Origin of the sequence: Bradyrhizobium sp. dw_411 (genome assembly GCF_018449695.1) — a bacterium.
GTDB lineage: Bacteria > Pseudomonadota > Alphaproteobacteria > Rhizobiales > Xanthobacteraceae > Bradyrhizobium.
The window spans coordinates 196,174-214,976 of record NZ_JAAVUY010000009.1 but is presented as its reverse complement, the minus strand read 5'-3'; the positions used below and the strand labels follow the sequence as shown (position 1 = coordinate 214,976).

The window sequence follows — 18,803 nt, the reverse complement described above, 5'->3', positions numbered from 1 at the left end:
GCGTCGCTTTGGTGTCTGTCTCTGCTTTGCTGACGGTCTCGACCATGAGCTCATCGAGATTGGTGAAGTTAGCAACACTATGCTCGATTATCCCGTCGCCGTTCGGGAGCGAGTTGATCTCGGAGCCGAACGCGGCGATCCGGTCGCCGAGCCCGGTTCTGATTCAATCAGAACCGATAAGGCTCTGGTCGGTTAGTTCGCCGATGAGACTTTGAACATCAGCGTGATGCGCAACACCGGGCACAGGCGCGAGATGCCACGCGCCACATGCGGGATTGAACCGGGAAATCTCACAAGTCGGTTCGGCTTGGGGTACACTGCGCACAGCAGATCATCGCCGCTTTCGTTGAAGAACAACGTCTCGCCCGCCCAGTCTGGATGCCAATTTAGATGCGGATAATACAGCACCGTATAGTGCTCGGCCGCCAACGAGTCTTTGTGAACGCCGCCCTCGGCGCCAAACGGATAACCGTTGGCGTAACAGCGCAGCAGCCGCGACCGGCCGCGCACTTTCTGCCACATTGCTTCGACCAGTGGATACTGCTTCAGCTCCTGCTCGGCTTGCACATGGTGATCAAGTCCTGCGGTCGGCACCTCCCAGAACCCGGCGTAATGCTTGTACCAATAACGGCTGGCGTCGTCGCCCATGTGTGAACGCGCGCCGTAGCCCCAACCGGGGCCGCGCAAGAACTCATATATCCGCTCTTGCTCGACCTTGTTCAGATAGTCGTCGATCACTTCCACACCTGCGGCGCTATACTGACTGGCCGAGGGTTGGGGTTGGATGGCCATTGCTGACATTGTTATATCTGATGACATTAATCGTACCTCCAATGGGCCCATGGGCGGGGTGCAGAAGGATGCCGTCGATTTAAAGCTGCGCACGCCCACCAGAACAGGAATTCGTCCGAAGGGTGAACCCGTGTCCTAGGATTGGGGTTGTCGATGGGCCGAAGCAAGAAGAATATATGGCCAATTGCCCGGTATATTTTGGCGTTGCTGTCTGGAAACTTGGGCGGGGGCTGTCGGGGGTCGCATGCGAAGGTGCCCAGGCCTCGACCTGACGGTCGTTCGCATCTCTCTATGCCTGGCGCTTTGCGGGGTCGCGCTGCATCTGCCATTTTAGGAGCCGGACTACTGATCGCAACGCGCTACGTGCTCACAGGCTCCTGGTCGGCTGGCAGAGTCCGCTTGGTGGATTTGCGGACGGTGCAAAGGAAAAGAGAGGGGCCGCCGGATGCGGCGCGCGGGCCGCGACAGTTCGGTTGATCGTGCGCCGATCCCCATCGAGATCTAAACCTGCGTCCGAGATTTGAACTTGCCCCGGTGGCGGAGGGTTTCGCCGGCATGTCGACGTCCCCTCTAATATCGCCCAACGGCAACCAAATCGAGAAGAAGTCCGACAGGTGGTTTTTGATCCTGCGAAGTAAATTGATCGCCTCATCATGTATTATATATTAAATCCTCGCGTGTTATTTATTAAATCATCGACATCGGTTATCCTGATTTTTTCTCCGCGAATAGCGTCTGGCACTCTTGGCGAGCCGTTATACCTGTGGCGTCGGAGGGGCTGAATCGGATGGGGGAAGGTGGCCGGCCGCATATATCCTTGCGTGTATGTTGATTTTTTCTCTGTGTGGCTTTTCGGGTACACCGAGCGGAATTCTTGAGTGGATTTAAAGGTTTACTGTGCATTTAATTTTGCGCAGTGAGACTTTGGCCGAAGCGACGAAGAATTCCTTTGGTCAGCCGTCATGTCGTCCCAAAAAAGCCTCTGCCAATCGACCAAGACGAAACCATCGGCGCCGCGTCGGCTGAGTCGTGCTTAGGGTATCGTCGAGGGTATCGTTGATCGGAAGTTTACGGAGTGGTCCTAATCTCTTCGGGTTCAGGAACAGCTTCTTGAACCCTTCCGCTGTAGCCTCCATGCGTGACCTGGGGAATCATTCAGACGTCGCTTTTTAAGTTCAACCGCAACGTGGTCAGGGGACAAACTGAACCGCGGGCACCTGGAGAAAACTAGATGGCAACTATTCCTCTTAGTTGGAATGATCCGTTGTTCAGCGGTCTTACTAATTCGAATGCGGTCGAGATCAAAAATGGCGGGACGCTTTCGAATTACAGCACTACTGACGAGGGCGGCATTGCGTCCGTACTGCTCGACGGTTCGGCTACCCTTAATGACGTCCGTATTAATTCGAATGAAGGTCTGCGCATTGGGGGCAACGGAAACATCACCATCAATAATTCGTTCATTGAAACGACGGGACTGCCCGGCGATCACGCCGATGGTGTTCAGGCCTATTCCCCCGGCGGCGTCGGGAATGTGACCGTCACAAATACAACAATCATGACCAACAGTAGCAATGATAACGCCGGGTTTTTCGTTGCGGATAGTTACAGTGGAACATTCACGTTCGACAACGTTGTGTTCGATGGTGGTCTGTACGGTCTGCGCATTAACGCGGACGCAGGAGCCGGTCATACATACAACGTCGCCCTCAAAGATGTGTATTTTATACAGGGCTCATTTACGTATGACCCGTTCCTAATTTACGTTCCGGCCGGTTATGGTGGCGCCCAATTAAACATCACCGAGTGGGACAATGTCCGCTGGGCAACAATCGAGAATGGTGTACTCGTTCCGGGCGCACTTATCGCCCCCCCGCAGGCGGTGGTAGGCGGCGGCAGCACCACGACGCCGCCTCCGACCCAATCGATTCCCAATGCGCCGGCTATCACCTCGGGCGATCACGTCACCAACGACAACACCGTGACCGTGAGCGGTACCGCCGTAGCCGGCAGCACCGTCGCGGTTTTCGACGGCACCACCAAGCTCGGCACGACAACGGTCGGCAGCAACGGTGCGTGGACTTACACCACCGCGGCGCTGACGGACGGAAAGCACAGCTTGACCGCGACCGACACGGTCTCGGGGCAAACCAGCGCGGCGTCCTCCGCGGCGACGATCACTGTTGATACGCATGCTCCAGCCGCTCCGGTTCTCGTCAGCGATTCCGTGGTCAATACGAACCACGTCCTGTTGTCCGGAACAGCCGAGGCAAACAGCACGGTAACGATCTATGACGGAACCACTGTGGTCGGTACCGCGACAGCGGGCACCAACGGAGCCTGGAGCGTCACAACCAGCGCTCTGGCGAGCGGAGCTCAAGCTCTGACAGCCAAGGCCCAGGACGCTGCGGGGAATACGAGCGTCCTTTCGCAGGCACTCGATCCCGTGATCGGCTCGGCGACGCCGCCGGCCGCGCCCAAGATCGTCTCCTACTCGCAGGACAGCGGCGTCGTCGGTGACGGCATCACCAACGACAACATCCTGACGCTGACCGGCACCGCCGCGGCAAACAGTACAGTAAAAGTTTTTGACGGTTCCACCTTGGTTGGTACGACGACGGCCGATGCGAGCGGATCTTGGACCGACATTCTGGCGATCCTGAGCGACGCGAAACACACGCTGACAGCGACTGCGGTTAATTCCTCTGGCCAGAGCAGCGCCGCTTCGTCAGCACTTACCGTCACGATCGACACGCATGCTCCCGCCGCACCGGTTCTGGTCAGTGATTCCGTAGTCAACACCAACCACGTGTTGTTGTCTGGCACAGCCGAGGCAAATAGTACGATAACGGTTTACGACGGGACGACAGCCGTCGGCACCACGACAGCGGATAGCAAGGGAGCCTGGAGCGTCACCACAGCCGCCCTGGCGAGCGGAGCTCAAGCTCTGACGGCCAAGGCCCAGGACGCTGCGGGGAATACGAGCGCTCTTTCGCAGGCACTCGATCCCGTGATCGGCTCGGTGACGCCGCCGGCCGCGCCCAAGATCGCCTCGTTCTCCACCGACAGCGGAGTTGCGGGCGACCACATCACCAATGACAGCACGCTGACGCTTACCGGGACCGCTGTCGCAAGCAGCACGGTCAAGGTGTTCGACGGCCAGACGCAAGTCGGTACCGCGACCGCCAACAGCAGCGGGCAGTGGTCACTCACCACCTCCGCATTGAGCGACGGCGCTCACAGCCTGACGGCGACCGACACGGATTCGTCCGGCCACACCAGTGCTGCATCATCCGTCCTTGGCGTGACCGTCGATACCCATGCGCCGGCCGCTCCCACGATGGCTCTGTACACGCAGGGTGGCTCGGCCGTCGGCAGCACGACGACGGTTGACGACCTCTTTATCAAGGGGACAGCGGAGGCGAACAGCACGGTCAACATCTTCGACGGCGGAAAGCAGATCGGTACGGCGACCGCCAACAGCGCCGGCGCGTGGAACTTCGATACCGGCGAAATCGCCGACGGCAATCACAGCTTTACATCCAAGGCCGTCGATGTCGCCGGAAACACCAGCGCCGCCTCCGCGGCAAAGGCAGTGGCCGTCACCGCGCCGGTTTCGGAAGTCGACTTCACGAACCTGTACGAGAACTCGAACCATACGGCGACAATCAAGGGTACGGCCGATGCGTACAGCCAGATCAAGCTGTTCGACGGTACGACATCGCTGGGCTCAGTAACTGCGGCGGCCGATGGCACCTGGAGTTTCACCACGGCCTCTGCGGTGTCCAACACTGTGCATACGTTCAAGGCGCAGGAGGTCGACAGTACTGGCCACGTCGTTGCGACTTCGGGCAGCGCGATCCTGGGCTCGTCACACAGCAATACCCTGACGAGCAATGGGGGCGATAATTTCATCGTTGGCAATGGACATCCCGACACCTTCGTCTTTGCGTCGAACTTCGGGAATGACGTCATCAAGGACTTCATCGCGGGTGGACGAGGCCACGATGTGGTCCAGTTCAGCAAGAGTGTTTTCGACAGCTTCGCTGACGTTCTCGCTCATGCAACGCAGGTCGGCCAGGATGTTGTTATTTCGGCGGGCGCGAACGATTCACTTACGTTGAAAAACATCAAGCTGGGCGCTCTCAACAATCACGACTTTCACTTCGCATAATTGAGGGCTTCGCAATATTCGTATCCACGATCACATTTCCATGGGGGGCAACCCCCATGGAGAGTCTGGTTCAAGGGGGCGTGTGCCATGACTGACTTTGGAAGGCGGGGGGATATACCCCTGCCTGGAAATATTCAGAACATCGAAGTATCCCGCCTGGCAGTCTTTGTTGCTGCCGTGCGCATTCTTGCTGGCCGTGTGCGGCCATTGTCGTGGGTGATGCAACTTCCCGAACGGCCGAGACAGTTGCTCGAAACAGTCCGGCGGGTGTTGTTCGCCGATCGGACAAGGTCGCGAGCAGACTATGACGATCCGGAATCCGAGATCTCGGGGTTTCTCCGATCCTGCCGCCGAATATTTTGGGGAATGGCCGCGTTCAGCGGGCTGAGCAATATCCTGATGCTCACCGGTTCCTTCTTCATGCTGCAGGTCTATGACCGTGTCCTGCCGGGCCGTAGCGTCCCGACGCTGATCGCGCTCATGACGCTGGCAACGGTGCTCTACGTGTTTCAGGGAGCGCTCGATCTGGTCCGAAGCCGCATCAGCGCCCGCGTCGGCCGCTATCTCGATGAAAAGCTGGGGCTCAGGGTGTTCGACGCGCTGGTCCGTCTGCCGTTGAGGACGCGCGGCGATGGTGACGGGTTGCAGCCGCTGCGCGATCTCGACCAGGTCCGCAGCTTTTTGTCCAGCGGCGGCCCGGCCGCGCTTTTCGATCTTCCCTGGATGCCGATTTATCTTGGCATCTGCTTTGTCTTTCACTTCTGGATCGGCGTCACCGCTCTCATTGGGGCGTTGGTGCTGGTTGCAATCACTGTTCTGACCGAAATACGAACGCGGGGGCCGGCCAAGGCATTTTCCCGTCTCGCGGTATCGCGGGGTTCGCTGGCTTCGGAGGGACGCAGGAATGCCGAGGTGCTGCAAGCCATGGGAATGCGGAGGCAAGCCGCCCTCCGCTGGCAGGAAGCCAATCAAAAGTACCTTGCTGCCCACGAAGCCGCCAGCGACGTCGCCAGTGGTCTCGGCGGAACGTCGAAGGTATTCCGCTCAATTCTGCAATCGCTGGTGCTTGCTGTGGGGGCCTACCTCGTCATCAACCAGGAATCGACGGCGGGCATTATCATCGCGGGTTCGATCCTGACGGCGCGTGCGCTCGCTCCGGTGGAACTTGCTATCGCGAACTGGAAAGGCTTCGTAGCTGCCCGGCAATCGGGTCATCGGTTGGACCAGCTATTGAAACTGTTGCCCAGAGAAGAACAACCTTTGGCGCTTCCCCCGCCTACCGAGACGCTTGTGGTCGATCAGATATACGTCACGGCACCGGGTACGGAGAAGCAGATCCTCCATGATATATCCTTCCAGCTAAAAAGCGGGGACGGCCTTGGGATCATCGGTCCGAGCGGTTCCGGAAAATCCTCGCTGGCACGGGCGCTGGTGGGTGTCTGGCCGCAACTGCGCGGCAAGATCAAAATAGACAATGCGTCGCTTGAGCAGTGGTCTTCAGAGGAGCTCGGCCGCCACATCGGATATCTTCCACAGGACGTCGAGCTGTTCGATGGCAGCATTGCCGTCAACATCGCACGGTTTGACCTGCAGGCGACCCCGGCCAAGGTACTCGAGGCCACGCGCGCGGCCGGCGCGCACGATCTCATTCTGTCATTTCCGGACGGCTATGGGACCCGTATCGGTGAAGCCGGAATGGCGCTATCGGCCGGACAGCGTCAGCGTATCGGGCTTGCGCGTGCGTTCTATGGCAATCCATTTCTGGTGGTGCTCGATGAGCCGACGTCGAATCTCGATTCCGAGGGCGAAGACGCATTGACGGAGGCCATAATGAGCGTCCGTCGCCGCGGTGGAATTGTCGTCGTTATCGCTCATCGTCCCAAGGCACTCGATGCGCTCGATCATGTTCTGGTCGTTGGCGACGGCAGGGTTCAGTCGTTTGGCCCGAAGGATGACGTTCTCAAGAAAGTCTTGCGGACACCCGCGCCTCTCAAGGTCGTCGCTGAAAATCAGGGAAGAGTGCGATGGACCGCGAGCTGACACCGGCGCTGCATTCGATCCAGCGTTACATGATCGTCGGCATAGTCATCGTCGCATTCGTGACATTTGGCATCGGCGGTTGGGCCGCAACGACTCAGCTAACCGGCGCCGTGATTGGCCAAGGCGTGGTTGTCGTGGATTCGAGTGTCAAGAAGGTACAGCACGCCACCGGCGGCATCGTCGGAGAATTACGCGTGCGGGAGGGCGATCGGGTAAAGGCCGGGGATGTTCTCGTTCGTCTCGATGAGACACAGACCCTTGCGAATGCCAGCATCGTCACCAAAAGCTACGACGAATTGCTCGCTCGTCAGGCGCGCCTTGAGACCGAGCGTGATAATTCGGATCAGATCGTCTTCCCCAAGGTGCTGCTTGATCGAACCCGCGACAGCCCTGAAGCAGCTCGTGCGATCGCTGCCGAGCAATCGCTTTTCGATCTGCGCCGGCAGGCCCGGAGCGGACAGAAATCGCAGCTCAAGGAGCGCCGCGCGCAGTTGCAGGAGGAAATTAAAGGATTTCTCGGACAGGCCGAGGCCAAGCAAAAGGAAGTCGATTTCATCCATCAGGAACTCGAGGGTGTTCGCACGCTCTGGCAAAAGAATCTTGTGCCGATTTCCCGCTTGACCGCCCTTGAGCGCGACGGCGCTCGCATCGATGGTGAGCGAAGCCAACTCTCTGGCGCGACCGCACAAGCCAGGGGCAAGATTGCCGAGATTGAGCTTCAAATTATTCAGGTGGATCAGGATCTTCGCTCCGAGGTCGGCAAGGATCTGATCGAGGCGCGTTCGAAACTGTCTGAATTGGCCGAGCGCAAGATCGCCGCGGTGGATCAGCTCAACCGGATTGATATTCGTGCACCTCAGAACGGGCGCGTCCACCAGCTTGCGGTGCACACCATAGGTGGCGTCATATCGCCCGGCGAGCAGATCATGCTGATCGTGCCGGATGCGGACGCTTTGGCTGTCGAGGTCAAGATCGCCCCGCGCGATATCGATCAGGTCTATGTTGGCCAGACCGCTGCCATGAGGTTCGCAGCCTTCAACCAGAAAACGACGCCGGAAGTCGAGGGAGAAGTGGGCATGGTTTCGGCCGATCTCACGCAGGATCAGCGAACCGGAACGAGCTTCTATACGGTGCGCGTCTTGCTTAAGCCCGAAGAACTCGCCCGTCTGGGGGAAGCCAAGCTCGTGCCCGGCATGCCGGTCGATGTCTTTATTCAGACGCCAGGCCGAACCGCGCTCTCCTATCTGACCAAGCCGCTGCGTGATCAGGCTGAGCGAGCAATGAAGGAAAGATAGCAGGCTGCGGCTTGTCCAATGGCCGTCGTGAGTTCGGTTGCTTCAGGCTGGAAGCGGAGTAATCACCGAGCCTTCAATCACGATACAGGTCAACAGACCCGTCGCGAAGGCGCCGGTGTCGATGTTGATCCGGTTCGACCGGAAATCAGGTGCGTGGACCGGCGTGTGCCCGTGAACGACGAAGCACTCGAACGGTTGCTCGCACGAGAGAAATTCCTCACGTATCCAGAGCAGGTCTTCCTCTTTCTGCTTTTGGACGGGAATGCCCGGTCGAATACCAGCGTGGACAAAGAGGAAATCTCCGCAGGCGAACGAGAGATCGAGAGACTCGAGAAACTCGAGATGTGCCGCAGGCATGCACGCCCTCAATTGTTCGGCGAGATCCAGGCGCTCGGAGACATCCGGATTGATCGAAGGCTTCAGCCCGTAAGATAAGAGAGTTTGAAGGCCGCCGCATAGCCGCCACTCGTCGAGCACTGCGGGGTCGTTCAGAAAACGAGGAACGAACGTTTCATGATTGCCCCTAAGGAACACGGCCCCCGTGCTTCCTTTGCGCTCCAGCAGAAGATTCAACACCTCTTTTGAGGACGGTCCGCGGTCGATATAGTCGCCAAGAAATACAGTGAATGCGCGAGCGCAGGGACGCGATGTGTAGTCCGCGTTTATTCTGGAAAGCAGGATTTCCAGAAGGTCGGCGCGGCCGTGAATATCTCCTATGGCGTAGACCCTGCTACCGCCAGGTAACGCCGCGGATGCCTGATTGCGTGATGCGGGCGAATTCCACACAAATTTAAACCTGTGACTATTGAATTTTCTGGCGTGCCGGCCGAAGGAGCTGAGGATAACATCGGTGGTGTTCTCGAATAACGGGAGGTTTACACCGATCGGCCGCCCCGGATAGCATTTCCAGCTATTGTCGTGGTGTTGTCGGTTGTTTTCGTTAAATCTGGATTAATTAATTATAGGCACAGTTTAATACCGGAAATGAAGAATAACCTGGTCGGCCGGGACAGAATCTGGTGGCGATACCAACCCTCCCTCTGATGCCCGATCACGGCCCGATCGAGGCTGTGATCAAGGAAACGGCGCGGGGGCGTGCGTTTCTAACTGAATATGCCAAAAGAGTGCGCCAATCCGATACGTTGACGTTGCTCGCGTTGGTTGGACGTCTCGAGCGGGTGTGCCAGGAACTTGCGGCGAACCCTGATGGGCTCGCATTGCCCGAAGACCCCGGCAGCCAGGAGCAATCCGTGACTTCGACAGAAGCGCTGTCGAGCGATCGCAACCGTGAGGCACTCGATCGGATTGCACATCTGGTAGACGCCCTCCGTAATCTTGATCGAAAGGTCGCCGATTCCAGCCATCCCCCACCGGCCGACTCCCTTTTGGACGATCTCATCGTCACCGAAACCGAAGACGCGATTCCTGCCGATCCGTTGCCGAAAAACGAGTCAGGTCAGCGGAGTCGGCCGAATGCGCGGGGGGGAAAGCAACTCCCGGAAGAAATGATTCTGGGTGATATCGCCAAGGCTCTGGAAGAATAAGGGCAGCGTGCGATAGCGCCTGGAACGTTGCGGGGGAGCCGAGTTTGGTGTGTCCGAAAGGTTCACCGGGAGTTGGTTCTACCGCGTTTGATCGTCTTTCTTGCGATGCCCGAGAGCGTCTTCGGTGCGCGGGCGCTTTGGTGGGAAGCCATCGCCAGATTTTACCCGATGAACCGGCCGTGAAGATTTGCCGGATCAAGGCGATCGTTGATCGCGCGTAGAACTGACTGGAGCCAGGCCGGATTGCTTGCTCGGCCTGAGACATGTCCGGAAAATCTACTGTCTCTGATACATCTGCCTTCTGCGACGTCGGTGCGTGTCGGCTTCGGCTGGTCCGTTTCAACCGAAGCCGTCGCCACCTGTTCGACGTTGCCGAGCTGATCGTGTTTCCTCGCGAGCCGGTATCGCCGCCGGTTTCGGAAACCGCGGGCTGGCTGTCTCTCGAGATGTAAGGCCCAATCAGGACGTCGGTGCGCCATCGGTAGATATTCATAATTACGACGGACAAAAGCAGCGCCACCAGGGAGCCCAATATAACCAGTAGCTCGACCATAATATTTAATTTTATTTTACTTGTGTGGTTTTGGCAAATTGATTCATCTGAGATTGATAATACATATTGTTCAATATATTCAAATAGTTATAGATTCAGCCGCGATTTTAGTTTGTTCTCATGTATTTAAATTTATTTATTTCAATTTTGGTGTACGGTGTATTGATGGCTTGAATTTGGGAGGCGCGTAAAATGCGGGCAGAGTTTTCCAACCAAATCGAGTGGGATGGTCGCACCCTTTCTTTCGAGGCCGCCATCGATGCTGGTCGCGTGATCTGCAGGGTGCCGCGCGAAACCGTTCACGTGCTTCGACTCTACGGCGATGCGATTGCGCGTGAGATCTACCAGGAGAGGCACCTGATTGTTGAGAAGCTCTCTCCCTTCCTGTTGGCCAAGCTGTCGCTTGCGGAGGCCGGGCAGACGATTGAATTGCTTCCGTCGGAGGTTAGGGACTAACTTCTGAACCGATGTACGCGTGCCCGCCGCGCGCTCGGCGGCTCCACGGTTTTGGCGCAGCTTTTTGTCCGGGTGCAAGGTCGTGCCGTCGGGGACTTCAATCATTCCGGCGTCGGGCTGTGGGGGGCTGACGCACAAGCAGTGCTGCAGGCAGTTTGCGTGTTCGTCATTGAACCTGGGCGGGCGAACCGTAGGCTTTTGAATTCGCGGGAATGTCCCGGTTTACGAGCGAGTTTGCGCCGATGATGACCTTGTCGCCGATCGTCACGCCCATTTGAATGACGGCATTCGGGCCTATATAGACGCCGTCACCGATTTTTGTGGGCGCATACTCAATAGGCTCTACGCCAAGAGAGAGCGAACGCTTCACTGTGTGGTGCGTATAGATTTGTACGCCGGCGGAGATTGAGCACCAGTTGCCAATCTCGAGCCCGCGACCTGTCCCGTCCAGAATGCAGCCGGGTCCGATCCAGGTGTTGCGTCCTACCCTGACGTCGCCTAGCACCAGCACGTTGTCATACATCGTCGTGCCCTCGCCGAAACCGTATTCCGCGGCGTTGGCATCCCGATCCGTAAGCAGATCGCCAACGGATACCCTTCGATTAAACTGCTTTTTTTTTCGTGCCGACAGGACTCCCAGAAATTCACGGACGATTTTCAACCAGGCGTCGGCCTGTTCAATCGCAGGTAATTTTGGATCGAGTGGTTCGGGCACAGAAATACCTCTGGTTTGCGCTTCGGAAAATCGTTCGTGCTGTCATGAACGACCTCTACACTTTCCCCAAACGATGGTTCGCCGACAAGGTCAGCAGGAAGCGCAGCGTATTTTTTTTCGGCAAACTCCATTGCCGACCGGCGGCTTCGCGGCGCGCTTCTGCACCAGGACCATTCCGATGGTTCCTGTAGTCGAGCGCTGCCATGGGCAAAAGTGCCCAACGCAACAGCGGGAAACGCGCTTGAGCCCGCCGCCGCATATATTGCAACCGCGGGATGACCCTCGTGCGCATGCGAATGGGGACGTCACCTCCGAGCATGGCAAACATCGTGACCAACTGGCTTTCCAATGCGTTTCTCGCCAGCTTGCTCGGGGCGAACGACGCGAGCTGGTTCCAATCAATACCATCCTGCGAATTGGTCAGGTCCCGGAGGTCGAGCAGGTGCCGCAGATCGATGTTGCCGATCCAATAATCGTGATCCTGAAACTGGTCGTGAACTATCAACATCAACGCCTGATAGGTCGTTGACGGAACGTAGGCGAATCCTCGTCCAATCGGCGTCAGTTTGCAATGCTGCACTGTCGGTCCCGCCACGCGATAATAGAAATCAGGTCCAGGAGCGCACTGATGCAGATCGACCATGCCGACATCGCATGGTCGTGCCAGGTCCGCGTACCACTTTCCGGCGCCTGAGGGCGTCTGATAGTGGACATTGTAACCTATCGCATGAAGCCCATTCAAAGCGGCCCCGAGTTCATTCTCGGCAACCATAATATCCAGATCGGCCATCAGCCGCGAGCCCCAACGCGAACGCGGGGTTGTTGCAAGCACCGCGGCTCCCTTTAGGAGAATCGGCGTAACCCCCTGGGCGTTGATTGCCGACACGGTTTCACTCAGTTGGGTGGCTAGGCGATCGTTGCGCGCGCAGGTGCGCTGGTAGATCTCCCGGACGTAGAGACGGACGTCTTCGGGGATTTGTCGTTCGAAGCGGCTGACGAATTCCATCAGCATAGGTGTCGTCAGCGTCTGGTTGGCCAGGGCAAGAAGGGACATCCAGTCGACATGCTTCGGGAATCGTCCTCGAAAGCACTCGCACAGGTCGACAAGGGCGCGGCTATGATTGGTCATTGCAAAGGTCGAAAAGGATATCGCGTGCCTGGCCTGCGTCCGAATAAGTCAGTTCGAACGATCTGGCGTGAATCAGCGTTTGTTTGATCGCGTTGAATCCCTGACGAGTGAGTTTTTCACCCGCGGTATAGGAACCGTCGATCAAGCGTCTCATTGTCTCCAACTGCCCGAGGGGGGTGAGGTTCGGCGGATGTTGCGGAATCCGTTTGATGAAGACGATCCATCCGACGGGAACGTTGCCGCCACGCGCGCGAGGGGAGATATCCAAATAGCGCACGCGTTGGCCGTCCAGTCGCTTATGCACGGGAGTGCTGCTGAGATCCTCACGAAATTCCGAGATCATCGCCCAAGCGCCTGGTTTGAGTGCCGGCGGAAACGGCACTCCTTCCACCTGGCCGTCGGGTGCGATCAGGACGATATCGTCCCCGCCATATTCGAATCCTTTATGGACCAGGTGAAGCGCGAGGGTTGTTTTTCCTGCGCCGGGGCATCCGCTTACCAACAACGCTTTCCCACCTTTCAGCAGGCTGGCGGCATGTAGCGCGATGTTGGGGAAACTTTGGGCGACAATTTGCTCGGTGAGAAGAGCTTTGATTGTGGGGACCAGTTCGTCGATAGCGCACCGAAATGCGCTGTTCCCGTTGTGTTTGACGTGGACCTGTCCGCCGATTTCGAGGATTTCGAATTTATCGCTGGCTTGCTCGGTTTTGACATCCCCGTCGCTGAACAACGGGAGAAGAAGCTCCTTCAGACCTTCACTGGAGGTCCGAATATCCACCCCCAATTTGCCGAGGTTTGCTGTCAAATCGTGCCGGTCGGACGACCCCCATTTGGCCTCAAGTAGCCCTGATTCGAACCAGTTTCGAAAAGCTTGACGAACGAATTGGCGGGCTGTCGGCAAATCCAGCTCGAATTTTACCAGGTCTTGGCAGATTCCGCCTGCCGTCTTGTGATCGAGCAGGCTGCACCAGATGAATGCAGCCACTGGGTTGAGTTCATAAATTGTCTGGTTGGACTCACTGAATAGCACTGGCCGGTCGTCGATGAGCGAAAATGACGCATCGGCCGCGGGACGCAGAATGCTGGAAAGTTCCAAAGGGCTATCTTGGGTGGTCATGCTCGATTTGCCGTCAAAATGTAGTTCACTCCACCCCCGTTTACGTTTACCCGGTGCATCATCCGCTGTTTTCGCGGATTACAATTGACATTATGCTGTAACTAGAATTAAATAAAGAAATTAAATGGGGCGATGATTAAATCTAGTTAAAATGAAGGTCAGACCAAATGACACATCCAGACCAAAATGCCCCCGCCGGGCCTGAAACGCCCGTCGATGACGATCGAAGGAAGTTCCTGGCTGCTTGCAGCAAGTTTGCGGTGATCACGCCGCCGGCGCTGACTGTGATGCTTTCGACATCGCTGAGCTCAAAAGCGATTGCCAGTTCTGCCGGAGGCAGCAAACCGTATCCCGGGCGTGGCGGAAGCGATAACGACTTCCTGCTTTGGCTTGAAAAGCTGCTCGAAAAGCTATTCTGATCGCCAGAGTTACTCGCGGGTGATAGAGCCCGGCGCTCCGCAACGGCTCACTGAGGCGTTGCGTGCGCCGTCCGGCGAACGAAAACGCACGTATCTGGTGCGGTGACCCCGCCATGGTGGCGAAACAACCCTGATACGTCATAGATTTTCTTGGTGGGCCCGGCAGGACTCGAACCTGCAACCAGACCGTTATGAGCGGCCGGCTCTAACCATTGAGCTACAGGCCCCGCTGGCCTGCGGCAGAGGGGCGGCGGGCAACGGTGCAGACACCCCTTATAATGCGGCTCAGAACGCTGGGCCGCGTATCGAGGCAGGGTGGCCCGGAAGTTTCATGGTCCCGGTTTCCACCAACCCTTTCGATCCCGCTCGCAGGATGTGCAGAACTTTATCGGTGAAGTCCCCAACGTAAACGTACTTGCTGTCCCGGCTATAAGCGACACCCTCCGGAACGCCACCGAGTTTTACTTCACCCGGCAGAATCCGTGCTTTGCCATTTTCAATAGCGATGATCGCGGCACCGCCATTGGCGTGATACGGCCATTCGCTCGGTCCGGATGTCGAACCATGCAGCAGGATGACGACCGCGCTTTTCCCATCCGGCGCCATCGCGAACCCCTCCGGCCCATCGCCGATCGCCAACGTATCAATCACCCGTGGATGCGGGCCTCGCGCTTCGAAAACAGTAACGCTGCCGTTATGGCCACGAACGCCGTTATTGACGACGAAACCCAAAGAACCATCCGGGGTCAAAGCGAGATTGTATGGATTGGCGCCCGTCGGAATGTCCATGGTGCTGTCGTAGCCGACCTTGTCGTCATCCAGGCTCAGAACCGCTACCCGTCCAAGTCCATTCTTCACGACAAAGGCACGCTTGCCGTCGGGGGTGACCGCCGCAGCTACCGCCGCATCGCCCAGCGCCACCGTGGCGATCGGCTTCAGACTTTTGCCGTCGATCGACAGTACGTTGACATCCTTGCTCGTCCGGTTGGCAATCACGACCCGTTTGCCGTCCCGGCTGATGGCGACACCGTGCGGCTGATCGCCAACCTTTACGTCATCGAGTTTCTGCATAGTGGTCAGGTCGATTAAATGAAGCGTGTTGTCCGGGCCGTTCACCCATTTGCCGTCCTTCTGCACGGGCAAAACGGAGCTGGCCACTAGCCCCAATGAGCCGTCCGGCGTGATCTGCAGATTGACCGGCGGTCCATAAACCGAATTGCTCATGGGGACAGGGGCCCCCAAGGTGGGATGCGCGGGGTTTGACGTGTCCATCACCACCAGCGTGTCATTTCCCGGCGCACTGAAGGTCTGGCCGGCGTCACCGAAAGTCGACGTCTCGTCCATACCGATGAGGATATGTTGCGGACCACCCAGAGCGGGCAGCGTCGTCAGAATAATAAACAGCAGACCATGGCCGATCGCTCGCATCGCTTTCCCCCTTGTTGTTCAGGTAGTGATAACTGTTCGCAAGGAAGCTGCAAGCCGATGATCAAAATCGACCGACCATGCCTGGTCTTCGAAAATACGGACCGCTCATTGATCGCAGTAATGCAGGCCGGCTTCATAGAATTGACGAAGCCGGCGTTGAAGTCGCGATGAAACTGCACTCCAATCCTCAAAGTCATGCGCGCCCCTCCGCGCCTGACGATTGAGCTCCGAGTGGACCTCGCCGAGGTCGAGCGACATCAAGCGTCCGTCGCGAGACACTTCGCGCCCGGCGACCAGCAAATGTTTGACATGGGCGGCCGTTGCACGACGGGCGACAAGATGCGCGGGGTCTAAATCGACGATCACATCTTTCGATAGTTTGGCGTAATCGAGTACGAGAAGGTCAGCTTCGGCGCCTGCAGAAATGCCGGCACCAGCCTCGATTCCGCTCACACTGAGGCGGCCGCCATAGCTGCCCATGTGCAAAAGATCCGAGAGCGGAAGGCCTTCATCGAACCCTTTGCCACGATGCAAGAGATAATTAAGCCGAAGCTCGCGGAATGCATCGTCATCATCGTCGAACGAGAAGCCATCCAGCCCCATGGCCAACGGAACACCAAGACGCTTTAAGGCTGCGACCGGGGCAATGCCGGATCTTAGAGAGAGGTTTGAGCAAGCATTGATCGCAACTGTCACGCCACGCTCCGACAATAGCTCCATTTCATCCTCTCGTAGCCAGATGGCATGGGCGACGGAAAGCCGAGGCGACAACAAGCCTAGCGAGTCGAGAAATTGCAGCGGGCCCTCGGGATAGACATGGTCAAGGTATTCTCTTTGCGTCCTGGATTCGAGGAGATGCATGTGTACGCGTCGGCCGGTTTCCAACGACCGTTCAGAGATCGCCCGCAGCAATTCCGGTGAGCACCACTCCATTCCGTAGGGACCGAATTGGACTTTGACGAGGGGGCCTTCGATCTCTTCAGCGAGATTGTCGACAAAACGTACCTGCTCAACCGGCGAAGCGGGAGCTTTCAAGAGCTTGCTTCGGACAAGTTCTCGATCAGATGCATCCAGCCCGTCAAGGATGCGGTCATCAGGACCGTATCCGAGTGGATTGATGTCGCGCATCGCCACGGCGACGGCGATTCGGATACCTATCGTATTCGCGGCACGCGCCACGGTCGCGAGTTCTTCGCCGAGCTTCGCTGAATTTCGAGGGCGCGTGTAGTGGACCATGATCGACCCGACGCCGCTCAGGGCCTGTCTTCCAAGAGCCGCGCAGGCGACCAAATAGGGGTCGACCGGCGGAATATTCGTCATGTGAGCGAGCCATAGCTCGAGCGGTAGATCGAAGCCGCCGAGTGCGGAAGGACGCACGCCGCGTACGTGGTCGTGACCGTTCGCAAGCGGCGGCATCAGCAGCAGATCAGATCGGGCGTCGGAAACCGGCGTTGCCTGTAGAAATCCAGCCGGGGTCGATGTCACTCGAGCACAGCCGCAAGTGTGCCGACCGGGCGAGGGCATGTCCAGAAGAAGACCCTCAAAGTGCAGATGATTCATTCGTGACTTTCGATGTTCTGTCTCTGAGGTCTATCGACGCCAGCTGATGAAATGGCGTTCCGCCGCCGATGCGCCGCGGAATATGCAGAGCGCGATGAATATCGAGGTGAGCACGGCCGCCCATAGCAAAGCTGTTTCCCGCAGTTCGCCCGCATCGAGGATCAGATTACCGAGGCCGGGCAATCCCGTGATCCATTCGGAGAGCATGGCGCCGAGAATTGCGCTCGCGCCCGCCACGCGCAAGCCGGCAAACAGGTACGGCAGCGAGTAGCGAAACTGGACGTACCTTAGGCGTTGCCACCGCGTGGCCATGTACACGTCGAGCAGTTCCTCAGCATTGCGGTCTGGACTGGTCAGGCCTCTCCGCAGATTCACGAGCAACGGAAAGAAGGTAACGATCGCGACAACAACTACGCTCGTCGCCATGCCCCGCCCCAAGGCCAGCGTTATGATTGGTGCGATTGCCGTAACCGGCATGGAACGGAAGGCGATGACAATTGGTGACGCTGCATCGGCTAAATTTCTGCTGGCCGTGAACGCGATCGCAAGACCGATAGCGAGCGTCAAACTGAAGCAAATGCCAAGTGCAGCGCTTGAAAGCGTGTATCCCGTATGGAGTGCAATGACGTCCCATTTCGTCGCGAATGCCTCAAAGACCTTCACGGGCGATGGCACAAGATATGGGGGAATCTTGAGGCTAAGGATCGCCAGATGCCAGGCAAATGTCATGATACTTATGACCAGTAACGGCAACGCGATCGAGCGGAGCGCGCCGGACGGTTGGTGCGGTCTTGTTACGGCCATTTCTCTAATTCGCAATCTCGGTTTCGTCGATCGTGCGATCGGTCAGTTTTTCGACCAGTGCCCAAAAGCCGAAACCGGCGGCCGACAGCAGGCAGGTAGCGATGACGGAAAGCCAAACGGTAGCTGTGTCGTACGCGAAGAGGGCATAGAGCATCATCGCGCCGATGCCTCGCTCGGAGCCTGCCCATTCGGCCGTGACTGTACCCAGAACTGCCGAGGGGGCGGCCACCTTCAAGCCGGCGAAGATATAGGGAAGCGCACTCGGAACGAGGAGATGCCTCAGCGTCTGCGCGCGGCTGGCCGAAAGAACGATGAGAAGTTCTCTCTGCTGAGCGTCCGCCGAGCCCAGGCCTTGGATTGTGCCGACGAGGATAGGAAATTGGCAGGCCATTGCCGCCAGAGTTACTTGAAGCTGGGCGCCTGTTCCGATCCAAAGTGCAAGCAGAGGAGCGGTCGCTATGATGGGCAGACTATGAAGTGCCGCGCCCGTATTGTAGATCACGCCATAAAGGGGGCGGAAGACAGCCGCCAGAGAAGCGGCTGTGAACGTTGCGACCGCCGCGATCAAAAAGCCAAGCCCCGCTCGTCCGGCTGTCGGACCCAAATTTTCCAGCAGAATGGCTCGGCTGGAGATCGCTTTCTCCAGCACGGACGAAGGTGCCGGAATGTAGACGGGTCCGATGCCGGTTCGCTGCAAAATTTCGGTCGCCGCGAGCACGGTTATGATGACTGCTGCGGGACGCCAGACTCTTGTGAAGGTCATGGAGAGCTGCATGG

15 protein-coding genes and 1 tRNA gene are annotated in these 18,803 nt (G+C 57.8%); 6 read left to right on the top strand and 10 right to left on the bottom strand.

The window, feature by feature from the left end; translation table 11 throughout:
• Positions 1-192: 192 nt before the first annotated feature.
• Positions 193-801, bottom strand: a complete 609-nt coding sequence (locus tag HB676_RS17585) for a hypothetical protein (protein WP_213739101.1) — start codon at positions 799-801, stop codon at positions 193-195.
• Between the two features lie 1,222 nt (positions 802-2,023).
• Between HB676_RS17585 and HB676_RS17580 the strand changes: the two genes are divergently transcribed.
• From HB676_RS17580 to HB676_RS17570, 3 genes are all read left to right on the top strand, one after another.
• Complete coding sequence (locus tag HB676_RS17580) at positions 2,024-4,966, top strand: Ig-like domain-containing protein (protein ID WP_213739100.1); 2,943 nt, start codon at positions 2,024-2,026, stop codon at positions 4,964-4,966.
• 87 nt (positions 4,967-5,053) lie between these two features.
• Positions 5,054-7,006, top strand: a complete 1,953-nt coding sequence (locus HB676_RS17575) for a type I secretion system permease/ATPase (protein WP_275944947.1) — start codon at positions 5,054-5,056, stop codon at positions 7,004-7,006.
• Complete coding sequence (locus HB676_RS17570; protein ID WP_213739099.1) at positions 6,991-8,301, top strand: HlyD family type I secretion periplasmic adaptor subunit; 1,311 nt, start codon at positions 6,991-6,993, stop codon at positions 8,299-8,301. The genes HB676_RS17575 and HB676_RS17570 overlap by 16 nt, the downstream gene beginning before the upstream one ends.
• A gap of 42 nt (positions 8,302-8,343) precedes the next feature.
• Here HB676_RS17570 and HB676_RS17565 read toward each other — a convergent pair whose 3' ends face one another.
• Positions 8,344-9,087: a metallophosphoesterase gene (locus tag HB676_RS17565; protein ID WP_213739098.1), complete on the bottom strand. Its 744-nt coding sequence runs from the start codon at positions 9,085-9,087 to the stop codon at positions 8,344-8,346.
• Positions 9,088-9,320: 233 nt separating this feature from the next.
• On the opposite strand from HB676_RS17565, the gene HB676_RS17560 reads away from it, so the two are divergent.
• Both HB676_RS17560 and HB676_RS17555 read left to right on the top strand, forming a co-directional pair.
• Complete coding sequence (locus tag HB676_RS17560) at positions 9,321-9,845, top strand: hypothetical protein (protein WP_213739097.1); 525 nt, start codon at positions 9,321-9,323, stop codon at positions 9,843-9,845.
• A gap of 745 nt (positions 9,846-10,590) precedes the next feature.
• Positions 10,591-10,854 carry a hypothetical protein gene (locus HB676_RS17555; protein WP_213739096.1) on the top strand — a complete coding sequence of 88 codons (264 nt, stop codon included), beginning with the start codon at positions 10,591-10,593 and terminating at the stop codon, positions 10,852-10,854.
• Between the two features lie 166 nt (positions 10,855-11,020).
• On the opposite strand, the gene HB676_RS17550 is transcribed toward HB676_RS17555, so the two are convergent.
• Genes HB676_RS17550 through HB676_RS17540 form a run of 3 tightly spaced genes read right to left on the bottom strand, consistent with a single transcriptional unit; the run spans position 11,021 to position 13,815 of the window.
• Positions 11,021-11,569, bottom strand: coding sequence for an acyltransferase (locus HB676_RS17550; RefSeq protein WP_213739095.1), 549 nt, complete (start codon positions 11,567-11,569; stop codon positions 11,021-11,023).
• Positions 11,570-11,624: 55 nt separating this feature from the next.
• Complete coding sequence (locus HB676_RS17545) at positions 11,625-12,698, bottom strand: nucleotidyltransferase family protein (RefSeq protein ID WP_213739094.1); 1,074 nt, start codon at positions 12,696-12,698, stop codon at positions 11,625-11,627.
• A complete protein-coding gene (locus tag HB676_RS17540) occupies positions 12,685-13,815 on the bottom strand; it encodes a PqqD family peptide modification chaperone (protein WP_213739093.1) in 1,131 nt (376 codons plus the stop codon). The genes HB676_RS17545 and HB676_RS17540 overlap by 14 nt, the downstream gene beginning before the upstream one ends.
• 260 nt (positions 13,816-14,075) lie before the next feature.
• Between HB676_RS17540 and HB676_RS17535 the strand changes: the two genes are divergently transcribed.
• On the top strand, positions 14,076-14,234 hold the full coding sequence (locus HB676_RS17535) for a hypothetical protein (RefSeq protein ID WP_213739092.1): 159 nt from the start codon (positions 14,076-14,078) through the stop codon (positions 14,232-14,234).
• A gap of 151 nt (positions 14,235-14,385) precedes the next feature.
• Here HB676_RS17535 and HB676_RS17530 read toward each other — a convergent pair.
• The 5 genes from HB676_RS17530 to HB676_RS17510 form a co-directional block, all read right to left on the bottom strand.
• Positions 14,386-14,461 (bottom strand) — tRNA-Ile (locus tag HB676_RS17530).
• 58 nt (positions 14,462-14,519) lie between these two features.
• Complete coding sequence (locus tag HB676_RS17525) at positions 14,520-15,662, bottom strand: YncE family protein (RefSeq protein WP_213739091.1); 1,143 nt, start codon at positions 15,660-15,662, stop codon at positions 14,520-14,522.
• A gap of 105 nt (positions 15,663-15,767) precedes the next feature.
• The gene (locus tag HB676_RS17520) at positions 15,768-17,222 is read right to left on the bottom strand and encodes an amidohydrolase family protein (protein ID WP_213739090.1); all 1,455 of its coding nucleotides are present in this window, start codon (positions 17,220-17,222) and stop codon (positions 15,768-15,770) included.
• Positions 17,223-17,252: 30 nt separating this feature from the next.
• Positions 17,253-17,951, bottom strand: a complete 699-nt coding sequence (locus HB676_RS17515) for an ABC transporter permease (protein ID WP_213739089.1) — start codon at positions 17,949-17,951, stop codon at positions 17,253-17,255.
• 79 nt (positions 17,952-18,030) lie between these two features.
• A complete protein-coding gene (locus HB676_RS17510; protein ID WP_213739088.1) occupies positions 18,031-18,801 on the bottom strand; it encodes an ABC transporter permease subunit in 771 nt (256 codons plus the stop codon).
• Positions 18,802-18,803: the final 2 nt, after the last annotated feature.

Bases quoted from the DNA above. Each gene is read 5' to 3' on its own strand.
- HB676_RS17585 (WP_213739101.1), bottom strand. From the start codon at position 801: ATGTCAGCAATGGCCATCCAACCCCAACCCTCGGCCAGTCAGTATAGC.
- HB676_RS17580 (WP_213739100.1), top strand. From the start codon at position 2,024: ATGGCAACTATTCCTCTTAGTTGGAATGATCCGTTGTTCAGCGGTCTT.
- HB676_RS17575 (WP_275944947.1), top strand. From the start codon at position 5,054: ATGACTGACTTTGGAAGGCGGGGGGATATACCCCTGCCTGGAAATATT.
- HB676_RS17570 (WP_213739099.1), top strand. From the start codon at position 6,991: ATGGACCGCGAGCTGACACCGGCGCTGCATTCGATCCAGCGTTACATG.
- HB676_RS17555 (WP_213739096.1), top strand. From the start codon at position 10,591: ATGCGGGCAGAGTTTTCCAACCAAATCGAGTGGGATGGTCGCACCCTT.
- HB676_RS17545 (WP_213739094.1), bottom strand. From the start codon at position 12,698: ATGACCAATCATAGCCGCGCCCTTGTCGACCTGTGCGAGTGCTTTCGA.
- HB676_RS17540 (WP_213739093.1), bottom strand. From the start codon at position 13,815: ATGACCACCCAAGATAGCCCTTTGGAACTTTCCAGCATTCTGCGTCCC.
- HB676_RS17525 (WP_213739091.1), bottom strand. From the start codon at position 15,662: ATGCGAGCGATCGGCCATGGTCTGCTGTTTATTATTCTGACGACGCTG.
- HB676_RS17520 (WP_213739090.1), bottom strand. From the start codon at position 17,222: ATGAATCATCTGCACTTTGAGGGTCTTCTTCTGGACATGCCCTCGCCC.
- HB676_RS17515 (WP_213739089.1), bottom strand. From the start codon at position 17,951: ATGACATTTGCCTGGCATCTGGCGATCCTTAGCCTCAAGATTCCCCCA.
- HB676_RS17510 (WP_213739088.1), bottom strand. From the start codon at position 18,801: ATGCAGCTCTCCATGACCTTCACAAGAGTCTGGCGTCCCGCAGCAGTC.